The sequence below is a fragment of the Empedobacter sp. UBA3239 genome, from assembly GCF_002362875.1.
Lineage (GTDB): Bacteria > Bacteroidota > Bacteroidia > Flavobacteriales > Weeksellaceae > Empedobacter > Empedobacter falsenii_B.
In genome coordinates this window covers 1-12,378 of sequence record NZ_DEVJ01000089.1, presented here as the reverse complement: position 1 = coordinate 12,378, position 12,378 = coordinate 1, and the positions used below count along the sequence as shown (strand labels likewise).

8 protein-coding genes and 1 pseudogene are annotated in these 12,378 nt (G+C 32.2%); 5 read left to right on the top strand and 4 right to left on the bottom strand.

The window, feature by feature from the left end; translation table 11 throughout:
- Positions 1–795: 795 nt before the first annotated feature.
- A pseudogene (locus B4G36_RS13460) lies at positions 796–2,013 on the bottom strand (IS3 family transposase).
- Positions 2,014–2,118: 105 nt separating this feature from the next.
- Positions 2,119–3,210, bottom strand: a complete 1,092-nt coding sequence (locus tag B4G36_RS13455; protein WP_221855393.1) for a M42 family metallopeptidase — start codon at positions 3,208–3,210, stop codon at positions 2,119–2,121.
- 61 nt (positions 3,211–3,271) lie between these two features.
- Between B4G36_RS13455 and B4G36_RS13450 the strand changes: the two genes are divergently transcribed.
- The 4 genes from B4G36_RS13450 (at position 3,272) to B4G36_RS13435 (ending at position 7,083) form a co-directional block, all read left to right on the top strand.
- Positions 3,272–3,925, top strand: coding sequence for a DUF4294 domain-containing protein (locus tag B4G36_RS13450; protein ID WP_291064322.1), 654 nt, complete (start codon positions 3,272–3,274; stop codon positions 3,923–3,925).
- A gap of 72 nt (positions 3,926–3,997) precedes the next feature.
- Positions 3,998–4,981 (top strand): 6-phosphofructokinase, encoded by a 984-nt coding sequence (gene pfkA, locus B4G36_RS13445; protein ID WP_260391944.1) that lies wholly within the window; start codon positions 3,998–4,000, stop codon positions 4,979–4,981.
- Positions 4,982–5,012: 31 nt separating this feature from the next.
- Positions 5,013–6,017: a type I glyceraldehyde-3-phosphate dehydrogenase gene (gene gap, locus B4G36_RS13440; protein WP_291064321.1), complete on the top strand. Its 1,005-nt coding sequence runs from the start codon at positions 5,013–5,015 to the stop codon at positions 6,015–6,017.
- 472 nt (positions 6,018–6,489) lie between these two features.
- Complete coding sequence (locus B4G36_RS13435) at positions 6,490–7,083, top strand: RNA polymerase sigma factor (protein ID WP_221855388.1); 594 nt, start codon at positions 6,490–6,492, stop codon at positions 7,081–7,083.
- A 308-nt stretch (positions 7,084–7,391) separates the two neighbouring features.
- On the opposite strand, the gene aspS is transcribed toward B4G36_RS13435, so the two are convergent.
- Positions 7,392–9,149, bottom strand: a complete 1,758-nt coding sequence (gene aspS, locus B4G36_RS13430; RefSeq protein ID WP_219034216.1) for an aspartate--tRNA ligase — start codon at positions 9,147–9,149, stop codon at positions 7,392–7,394.
- Between the two features lie 118 nt (positions 9,150–9,267).
- Positions 9,268–11,175, bottom strand: coding sequence for an amino acid permease (locus B4G36_RS13425; RefSeq protein ID WP_291064320.1), 1,908 nt, complete (start codon positions 11,173–11,175; stop codon positions 9,268–9,270).
- 140 nt (positions 11,176–11,315) lie between these two features.
- Between B4G36_RS13425 and B4G36_RS13420 the strand changes: the two genes are divergently transcribed.
- Positions 11,316–12,341, top strand: a complete 1,026-nt coding sequence (locus B4G36_RS13420) for a M28 family peptidase (RefSeq protein ID WP_291064319.1) — start codon at positions 11,316–11,318, stop codon at positions 12,339–12,341.
- Positions 12,342–12,378: the final 37 nt, after the last annotated feature.

Here is a 12,378-nt window from a genome sequence, read left to right as displayed (position 1 = left end):
TTTTTTGATTTGTTCTCATAGGAACTTCCAGCTTTATATTGCGCGATATAAACAAATCGAATTGGTATTGTACGTATAAATTTTCTTTATCACCCAAGAGTGTACAATTTTTAAATTCATGTTTTTATATCTTTCAGATTATGAATGTCAAGCACTGATACTGTACTAATATTAAGACTTTGTAAATCAATACTTAAATAACAAAACAGCATGAAGTTTATACCCATAATAATGTATTTTCTGTGAAGCACAATTATCTTTATTTGGAAATGCATAATCGGCTTCTCTACATATTTTACTAAGTGAGCTTCTTGATAATTTGCAAACATATAAAGGCATGCTATCCACAATAAAATACTTTTCAGAACCATTCAAGTTTTCAAATAACAGTTTTCGAATAAGTTCCATATGTATAAATAATCTTCTTTTTCTTCAATTATAAACACTACCTTCTATAAATGACTTAATATCAGAAGATCGTATTCTAAAAAGTTGATATTCACTATCAATACTCATGTTTCTGAAGTCAGATTTAAGGCAACTATTTTCAAGTCAGATAATCTGGACCTTCGTATCTGAAATAATAAATTCTCACTTTCAAGACCTAAACCCTTTTATACTTATAAATTTTTCCGTAATTTGCTATAAAGTTGTGCATTAAATTGTTTGTGCAATCACTACAAATTAATGATTTTTAGCTTTTTGTATAACTTTTATATACAATCTAATACAAATACACTACGGGTTAATTGATTGACTAGTCATAAAAATAGATTGACAGTTATTAAACAATATTTATATCCGAAGAGATTTTATTTCTTCGGATTTTTTTTGTCTCATTTCCGGGGTCTGCATATTAAGACTTATATGAAGTCTTGTATTATTATAAAGATACACAATTTGTTACACCATTTTAGTTAATTCAGTAATATCTTTTGCTTTTCGATCAAAAACTCTTGTTTTAATATTCCATTAATTCTTTCAGCCAAAGCATGTTGATAACAATCATAGCCCTCAGTCATCGATGGTATCATCTGATTTTGTTTTAAAATCGCTTGATAATATTCCGAGCAATATTGCAATCCTCTATCCGAATGATGGATTACTTTCTACTTACTCACTCTGTTTTTAATAGCCATCTTCAGGGCTAAAGATACATTTTCTGCACTCATATTTTCACTTACAGAATAACCAATTATTTTTCGACTATTCGCATCTGGAACTAAAGAATAATAACAAACAGTTTGCTTCGTTTTTACATATGTTATATCACTCATAAAAACCTGTTCTGTTTTATTAACCTCTATTTCTTTGTATAAATTAGGATGTTTCCTTAACCAATGGTTAGAGAATGTAGTTCTTGTATAATGTTTTTTAGATTTTATGAGTAAATTTTCTCTTCTCAGATAACAAAATAAAGCATCTCGACCCATCTTTATGTTAAGTTCTTTTAGCTGTTCATTCAAGATATCATGAAGCTTTCGAGTTCCTAATCGTGGTAATTTCATCCGAACTTCCAAAACTAATCATTTAACCTGTAAAAGCTCTGATTCTCGAATAGTATGACGTTTTAGTGCCGCATAGAAACTTTGGCGACTTAACCCAAGCAATCGACAAGAGCAGAAAACATTTATTTTTTTTTGGCTCTTGAGGAGTGTTAGATATTGAACTTTTTTGTGATTAGAGTACCAAGTTGTTCATCGGCTATATCCATCATGGGGTTGAGAATTTTGACTCTTAGCTTTTCATCGGCTAATTCTCGTTATAACCGTTTGATCTTTTGCGCTGGTGTTTGTTCTTGTTTCTACATCGTATGTATAATTGTTAGGTTCCAATCTAACTTACCACATTTTCTGAGGCAAACCAAAACTTTACTCCTTCTTTGTATTTTAATTCCCTAGCATTTTTGTGCTTGTTTATACGAAAATCGACTTTTTCTACTTGAGATACAACGGCTAATTTAAAGCCTAAAGTATAATCCCGTTGTGTTCGATGTTTCTTTCTAAATCCGATGTTTCATAATAAGTTGATTTTAGTGTCAACTTATCTTAGGAAGGGACAATTAAAAACGAAAAAGCTGTCTTACGACAGCCTTTTCGTTTTTAATCACTTTATATTTTAAACAGTATGATATTTAAAACTTTGTTCATTTTTAATTGTTTTCACTGATGCGTAAATCAACTCGATGACATTTTTTACATCAGCTTGATGAACCATTTCAACAGTTGTGTGCATATAACGCAACGGCAACGAAATTAAAGCAGACGGAACACCTCCATTACTATATGCAAAAGCATCTGTATCCGTTCCTGTTACACGAGAACTTGCCGCACGCTGAAAAGGAATATTGTTTTTCTCAGCTGCATCAATAATTAATTCGCGCACATTATTTTGCACCGCTGGCGCATAATAAACAACTGGACCATCACCACATTTTTGCTCACCTTCTTTCGATTTTGTAATCATTGGAGTTGTAGTATCGTGTGTAACGTCCGTAATAATTGCAACATTTGGTTTAATTGTTTGTGTAATCATTTCCGCACCACGCAATCCTACTTCTTCCTGAACCGCATTTACAACGTATAAACCAAAATCTAATTGATCTTTATTTTCAGCCAATTTACGCGCAACCTCAGCAATCATAAATCCTCCCATTCTATTGTCTATCGCACGACAAACAAAATAACGGTCATTCAACGTAAAAAATTCATCAGGATAAGTAATCACACAACCAACATGAATTCCAAGTTCTAAAACTTCCTCTTTCGATGTACAACCTGTATCAATCCAAATTTTATCTGGAGTCGGCGCTTCGTCTTTTCCTGCTTGACGCAAATGAATAGCTGGCCAACCAAAAACACCTTTTACAATTCCTTTTTTGGTATGAATGTTAACCACTTTAGAAGGCGCAATCATATGATCTGATCCTCCGTTACGAATCACATAAATCAATCCGTCATCAGAAATATAATTCACAAACCAAGAAATCTCATCAGCATGGGCTTCAATCACAACTTTATACTTCGCTTCAGGATTTATTACACCATAAGCAGATCCATAATTATCTGTTTTTACCTCATCTACGTATGGTTCTATGTAATCCATCCAAACTTTTTGTCCTTCACTTTCAAAACCTGTAGGTGAAGCTGTATTTAAATATTTTGTCAAAAAATCCAAAGATTGTTGATCAAACAAATTATTTGTACTCATTTTAGTTTATTTATCTAACAAATGTACTAATTTTAGGAACAATTTTTGAACTAATTCTGATATGAAATTTTATATCTATCATATAACTTTACTACTTACTTTTGTTGGATTATCTAATGTTAATGGTCAAATCTTTGGGTTAGATTTAGGAGGAAAAAATCCTGCACAAGAAATTAAAAATGATTCAATTAATTTAGATGAATTTGCGTTTAATCCTCTAGACACAATACATCTTAATGAAATGAATAGTTATTCGGTTCATTTAAAAACTGATTTAGAAAAAAAGTATTATTTATGGTTAAAAAAGCGCGTTCGCGATGTTTGGCCGTATGTAAGAACTGCTGTTAGAGAATACAATTATGTATCCGATACGATTCAAACAATGGATAAAAGACGCGATAAAAAGCGTTTCGTAAAATCTCGTCAAAAAGATTTGGCTGATCAATTTGAGAATCAATTAAAAAATATGTCAAGTTCTCGAGGTCAAATTCTTACTAAATTAATCTATAAAGAAACAGATAAAACAACATACGATATTATAAAAGAATTACGTGGCGGATTGAATGCTTTTCTTTATCAAGCAGCAAGTGGTGCGTTTAATATTGATCTGAAACAAACTTATGATCCGAAGCGAACACGAGAAGATTTGTATATTGCGGTTATTCTTCAACGAGATTTTGCAGACGGAACGTTAAAACCTGTCGACGAAGATTAATTTATCTTTCATACTACCAATTATAATAATATTCTGATTTTTTATTATATTTGATTTAATAAAGGGAAAAACGTGGGAAACAATATAAAAAGAATTGGTGTATTAACCTCTGGAGGTGATGCGCCTGGAATGAATGCGGCCTTACGTGCCGTTGTAAGAGCATGTAAGTACTACGATATCAAATCAGTAGGAATCCGTCAAGGTTACGAAGGTTTGATTAACAATGATATGATTGAACTTGGACCTCGTTCAGTGAAAAATATTATCAATCAAGGTGGTACAATTCTTAAAACTGCTCGTTCTTTAGAATTTAAAACTACAGAAGGTCGTCAAAAAGCATATAATCATTTAAAACAAAATAACATTGATGCTTTAGTTGTAATTGGTGGAGATGGTTCTTTTACTGGAGCAAATATCTTTCATCAAGAGTTTGGTGTTCCATTTATTGGAATTCCAGGAACAATTGACAATGATATTTTCGGAACCGATTTTACAATTGGATACGATACAGCTTTGAATACTGTAATTGATGCAATTGATAAATTAAGAGATACTGCTACATCACATGATCGTGTATTTTTTGTGGAAGTAATGGGACGCGATGCAGGTTTTATTGCTTTAAATAGTGGAATTGCTTCGGGAGCACAAGATATTTTGATTCCAGAACAACGTGATAGCGTCGAAGAATTATGTTCTTCTTTAGAACGTTCAGAAAAATCTGGAAAAAAATCAAGCATCGTTGTAGTTGCAGAGGGTGAAAAATTAGGTGGAGTTTTTGAATTAGCAAAACAAGTTCAAAATCGTCATCCAGAATATGATATTCGTGTCACAGTTTTAGGACACATACAGCGTGGTGGTTCTCCATCTTGTCACGATCGTGTTTTAGCAAGTCGTTTAGGAATTGCTGCTGTTGAAGGTTTACTGGAAGGTAAAACAAATCTTATGGCTGGTATTCGCTCTAATAAAGTTGTATTTACAGCAATAGATGAAGCTATCAAAAAACACAATGAGATTGACGAAGAGTTAATCAAAGTAGCTAATATTTTAGCGATTTAAACATTTAATATAAAGGGAAATTATATATACTATGTCAAAAATTAAAATTGGAATCAACGGATTCGGAAGAATTGGTAGCCTTGTTTTCGGGGTTGCTATTGAGAGAAACGATATTGAAATCGTAGGTATTAACGATTTAGTAGACGTTGATTATTTAGCTTATATGCTAAAGTATGATTCAGTTCACGGAAAATTTAACGGAGAAGTTAAAGTAGAAAACGGAAACTTAATTGTTAATGGACAAACAATTCGCGTTACAGCTGAAAGAGACCCAGCGAACTTGAAATGGGACGAAGTTGGAGCTGATATCGTAATCGAAGCAACAGGTTTATTCTTAACAAAAGAAACTGCAGGAAAACACATTGAAGCTGGAGCAAAAAAAGTTGTTTTAACAGGTCCTTCTAAAGATGATACCCCTATGTTTGTAATGGGTGTTAACCACGAATCTATAACAGCAGAAGACACTATCGTTTCTAATGCTTCTTGTACAACAAACTGTTTAGCACCATTAGCAAAAGTAATTCACGAAAATTTCGGAATTGTGGAAGCTTTAATGACAACAGTTCACGCAACTACTGCAACTCAAAAAACAGTTGACGGACCATCAATGAAAGATTGGAGAGGAGGACGTAGTGCAATGGTAAACATCATTCCATCATCTACTGGAGCTGCAAAAGCAGTTGGAAAAGTAATTCCAGAATTGAACGGAAAATTAACAGGAATGTCTTTCCGTGTACCAACAGTTGACGTTTCTGTAGTTGATTTAACAGTTAAATTAGCAAAAGAAACAAACTACGACGAAATCAAAAAAGTAATGCGCGAAGCTGCTGAAGGAGATTTGAAAGGAATTGTAGGATACACAGAAGATGCTGTTGTTTCTCAAGATTTCGTAGGTGATACAAGAACATCTATTTTCGATGCAGAAGCTGGTATCATGCTAAACCCTACTTTCGTTAAATTAGTTGCTTGGTATGATAACGAAATTGGTTACTCAAATAAAGTAGTTGATTTAGTTCAACACATCGCAAAGATTTAATCCTAGATTAAAAAATAGTTTATTTTATAAAGTCTTCTCAAATTGAGAAGACTTTTTTACAATAAATTAATATTGTGGACTAATATTTGATTTTAATTTTTTAAACCACTTATATGAAAAAAGAATTACGAACTTTAGGTCCAAAAAAATCAACCATAGATAAATTTTTATCCTTTTCTAAATCTTTATCAAATGTTAAAATACAAAAAATGAGTTCTAAGAATGCAATTCATCTAAATTAATTCTATACAACTCTTATTTATAGTTTTATTAAATCCACAATAAAGTGAATACATTATTATACATAATAGCAAAAATTAACAATTATTTATTTTTTTAAGAAATTTTTAAAAAAAATTATGAATAATTATGTTAAAAAAATTGTAAGAAATTTTTGTTTACTTAAATTTGAATAAACAAAAAAATACAGCCTATAGATTTAATTCTACTTTAAAAATTAACAATTGCTACTATGAACTATGAAGACGACTCTTTATTAATCCAAGATTATTTAAGAGGTAATGAAAATGCTTTAGAAACATTGATAGAGAAACACAAAGGAAGAATCTATAGTTTTATATACTCTAAAGTCTTAGATAAAGATGTCACTGAAGATATATTTCAGGACACTTTTATCAAAGTAATCCTTACATTAAAAGGTGGACGATATAACGAAGAAGGTAAATTTTTGCCTTGGGTTATGCGTATTGCTCACAATTTAACTATTGACTATTTTCGATCAAACAAAAGAATGCCTACGGTTAGCGAAACTGTTGGTTACAATGAAGAATATAATATTTTTGACTTTATTGGTATAAGTGATGAATGTTCTGAAACTAAAATCATTAAATCACAAATTGAAAATGATTTAAGAAATTTAGTCACTCAGTTACCAGAAGATCAAAGAGAAGTATTAGAACTTAGAATATTTAAAGAATTAAGTTTTAAGGAAATTGCAGAAGAAACTGATGTTAGTATAAATACAGCATTAGGGAGAATGCGATACGCTATTATCAATCTTAGAAAAGTGATTGATAATAATAACATTATTTTAACAGTTGATTAAAAAATAAACTTATCTTATTAGCGTTTTTTAAGAAAAATAAGTTTTTTATGATTGGATTTTATTCAGAAAATCAAGAACCGCAACAGTTTACTATAATCAAAATATTATCTTTTTCAAAGGCAATTAAGCTTGTTAAATCAACGATATTACATGAGGATTATATCATTAATTTAAATTAATTTATCTTAATAAAGATTAGAAAAGCCTGAAATTTTATAAATTTCAGGCTTTTTATATATCTATAATTTGAAACAAAAAAAAGACTACTTAAATAAGTAGTCTTTAATATTTATAGAAAATTTTTCTTTTTATTTTGCAACAAATGTTGACGCAATATTCAGTTCATCCATTTGTGTTTGATCAATTGGAGAAGGTGCATCAATCATGACATCGCGACCTGAATTATTTTTAGGGAATGCGATGTAATCACGAATTGTTTCAGAACCATCTAAAATCGATACAAAACGATCAAAACCGAATGCTAAGCCTCCATGAGGTGGCGCACCATATTTGAAAGCGTTCATTAAGAAACCAAATTGCGCTTCTGCTTGATCTGGCGTAAATCCTAATAATTCGAACATTCTTGCTTGAACTTCTTTATCGAAAATACGAATAGAACCTCCACCGATTTCATTCCCATTTAAAACTAAATCATATGCATTTGCACGAACTTCACCTGGATTAGTCGCAATTAATTCCATATCCTCTGGTTTTGGAGAAGTAAATGGATGGTGCATAGCATGATATCTTTCAGATTCTTCATCCCATTCTAATAAAGGAAAATCTACAACCCATAATGGAGCAAAAACTTCTGGATTACGTAACCCTAAACGCTCTGCGATTTCCATACGTAAAGCCGATAATTGCGCACGAACTTTGTTTGTATTACCAGACATCACCAACATTAAATCTCCTGGTTTTGCGTTCATACGTTCTGCCCAAGCTGCTAAATCTTCTTGCGAATAAAATTTATCTACAGAAGATTTAAATGTTCCATCTTCATTATAACGCGCCCAAACAAGACCAGTTGCCCCAATTTGTGGACGTTGAACCCATTCGATTAATTTATCAATATCTTTACGTGTGTAAGCATTACAACCTTCCGCAGCAATACCAACTATAAGCTCTTGTTCATCAAAGATTTTGAAATCTTTTCCTTTCGCTAAGTCTGTGATTTCACCGAATTCCATTCCAAAACGAATATCTGGTTTATCATTTCCATAACGACGCATTGCATCAGCAAATGTCATACGTGGGAATTGATCAAATTCTAATCCTTTGAAAGTATGTAATAAATGTTTTGCTAAACCTTCGAAAACATTCATGATATCTTCTTGTTCAACAAACGACATTTCACAGTCAATTTGTGTAAATTCTGGTTGACGGTCTGCACGTAAATCTTCGTCACGGAAACATTTTACAATTTGGAAATAGCGGTCTAAACCTCCTACCATTAATAATTGTTTGAATGTCTGTGGCGATTGTGGTAACGCATAAAATTCACCTGGATTCATACGAGATGGAACAACGAAATCACGCGCACCTTCTGGCGTAGATTTGATTAAAACTGGAGTTTCAACCTCTACAAATTCTTGTGCATCTAAATATTTACGAACTTCCTGCGCAACTTTAGAACGGAAGATTAATTTTTCTTTTACTGGATTACGACGAATATCTAAATAACGATATTTCATACGGATATCTTCTCCACCATCTGTATTATCTTCAATTGTAAATGGAGGCAATGCAGATTCATTCAAAATTGTAATGTTTTCTGCTAAGATTTCAATATCCCCTGTTGGAATGTTTGGATTTTTTGAAGCTCTTTCGATTACAGTTCCTGTAACTTGAATTACGAACTCGCGTCCTAAATGACGAGCAGTTTCAAATAATTCTTTCGAAGAACGTTCTTCATCTAAGATGATTTGTGTGATTCCATAGCGATCACGTAAATCGATCCACATCATAAAACCTTTGTCACGTAACGTTGATACCCAACCGCTTAACGTAACTTTTTCATTAATGTTGGCTTGTGTTAATTCACCACAAGTATGAGTTCTAAACATTTGTCGTCAAATTTATTGAACAAAGGTAAAGTTTTGAGGTGAAATAAAGAAGTTATATAACTTATTTGATGAAATAATTTTAAGAAAAAAGCGATTCAAAATTGAATCGCTTTAACTATTATGAATTTTGATTTCTCAACTTACTATGTTTATAACCGTAAGTGAAATAAATTGTTAAACCAATTGCAATCCAAATCAAGAAAATCATCCAGTTTTTCAATCCTAATTGCGCCATCATATAAAAACAACACAACATACCAGCTAATGGAATAATAGAAGTTCTTTTGAAAAATGTTCTAACTACCATAAAAACATAAATCATTAAGAATAGAATCATTGGAATTTTGTGTTTGAAAACATCCCAACCTTTTTCCATCTTCTTATCTTCATAAACTGGTAATTTGCTCAACGTAGATTTATATTGTTCTGGTGATAATTGTGCCAAATAATCATCCAAAAATTCAATTTCAGATCCTGTTAATTCATTAATTGTTGCATAAGAATCTTTTAATTCTTTTGGCGATAACGAACTTACAAAATGTTCAACTGGCATAGGTTGCGGTTTATTCGTAAAGAAATCAATCGAATCATCTTTAAATGTTGTTGCGCATAAAAATACAATCACGGCAGTTACAATTGGCATAATGTATTTTGCATTGATAAAAGGCGTTTTAAAATTTCCTCTTTTCGCATTTGGATCGGCATCCATACGAAGTACAGCAGCACAAACTAACACAAAAGCAAACAAAGTTCCGATAGAACAAGCATCAACAACCAATTCCAAATCTGTAAATAAAATAGGAACTCCAACTACAAATCCAGTAAAAATAGTTGCAAAAGAAGGCGTTTTAAATTTTGGGTGAATGGTAGAAAATTTCTTTGGCAATAAACCATCACGAGACATTGTCATCCAAATACGAGGTTGTCCAATTTGAAAAACAATAAATACACTCGCCATCGCTACTACAGCCGAAAAAGCAATAATTCCTGCCAACCATTTTAAATCTTGAATTTTATCAAAAACATACGCCAAAGGATCTCCAACATTCAATTCAGAATAATGCACCATTCCCGTAATCACCAAAGCAATAAGTACATATAAAACAGTACAAATAATAATTGAAGCAAAAATTCCGCGAGGTAAATCACGCTTCGGATCTTTACATTCTTCCGCAGTTGTACTAATCGCATCAAACCCAATATAAGCGTAAAAAACAGAAGAAACTCCAGCCAAAACACCTCCTATTCCATTCGGTGCAAAAGGATTCCAATTATCTGGATTCACATAAAAAGCACCAACCACAATTACCAAAAGTACCACAGCTAATTTTAACACAACCATTGCATTACTTGCTTTTCTCGATTCATTAATTCCACGATAAACCAAAGCTGTAATCAAAAAAGTAATGATTAATGCAGGAATATCCACCACTAAATTAAATCCTAAATATGGAGCATCTTTGAAAGCTAAATATTTCGGAATCTCTTGTGCATAAGGCGAATTTGCAATTCCTTCTAATGTTTTACCTTTCGCTAATTCATTCGAAACAAACTCAAAACCTTCTCTCGCAGTGAAATAATCCATTGTCATCCATTCTGGCAGATGCAATCCCATTCCGGAGAGCAAGGTGGTAAAATAATCACTCCACGAAATCGCGAGAACAATATTTCCAATCGCATATTCCATAATCAATGCCCAACCAATTACCCAAGCAAATAATTCTCCAAATGCAACATAGCTATATGTATACGCACTACCCGAAACAGGTACTAACGAAGCAAATTCTGCATAAGCAAATGCTGTGAAACCACAGGCTATTGCTGTAAAAATAAATAAGAAGATAACTGCTGGTCCACCTTCAAAGCTTGCTCGACCAATAGTACTAAAAATACCAGCTCCAACAATTGCGGCGATACCAAAACCTGTTAAATCTCGAACACCTAAAGTTCTTTTCATTGTAGTCGTGTTCTTTGCAGATTCTGCTAAAATGGATTCGACAGATTTTTTTCTGAATAATTGTGACATAATTTATTTAAAAACGGGCAAATATAAAAAAGACAATCCCAAAATCGGATAGAATCCGTATAAATATTGGTTTTTTATTCAAATTTTCTTTTTTATTCTGCTTGGTTAGATTAATTTTAAATTTAATTCAAAAAATTAACATGAAACAATTTTTATTTGCAATTGCTTTAACTGCTACTTTAGTAAGTTGTGATTCTACAAAACCAATTTCTCAGGAGAAATATCAAAAGAGTCTTGTAAAATATACAGACAAAATTTCTGAAGCTGAATTAAAAAAACAGCTTTACATCATTGCTGCGCCTGATATGGAAGGTAGAAATGCTGGAACTGAAGGCGAAATAAAAGCGGGAAACTATATCTCTAATTATTACAAAGAATTAGGAATTAATGGACCAAATAATAATTATTTCCAAATTATTCCTGCTGGAACTTTTAACCGAATAAAAGGTCAAATGAGAAATGTGATGGGATTCATCAAAGGATCAGAAAAACCAGAAGAAATTGTGGTGATTTCGGCACATTATGATCACGAAGGAATAAAAGATGGAGAATTATATGCTGGTGCTGATGATGATGGTTCTGGAACTGTTGCTGTAATGGAAATTGGTCGTATTTTCCGCGAAGCTGAGAAGAAAGGAATTCGTCCAAAACGTTCGGTTTTATTGTTACATGTTTCTGGTGAAGAAAAAGGATTATTAGGTTCTAAATATTATTCAGAACATCCAATTTTTCCTCTTGCAAACACAGTTGCAAATGTCAATATTGATATGATTGGGCGCGTAGATTATGAGCACAACGAAAAAACAAGAGATTTTGTGTATGTTATTGGATCTGAAATGTTGTCTTCTGATTTACACAAAGCTGTTTTAGCGGCAAATGATGGTCTAGGAATTGATTTGGATATGCGTTACAATACACCAGATGATCCAAATCGTTTTTATTATCGTTCGGATCACTACAACTTTGCAAAACATAATATTCCGTCTGTTTTCTTTTTCAATGGAGTGCACGATGATTACCACAAACCAGGAGATACGCCAGATAAAATTGAATATGATTTATTGACACGTCGTACAAAATTAGCTTTTAATACAATTTGGATTTTAGCAAACGCCGAAAATAGACCAGTTGTAGACAAAGAATCTCCAATGCCTTCGACAAGATAATTATTAAGAATATAAAGGACACTATCTCACAAACTGT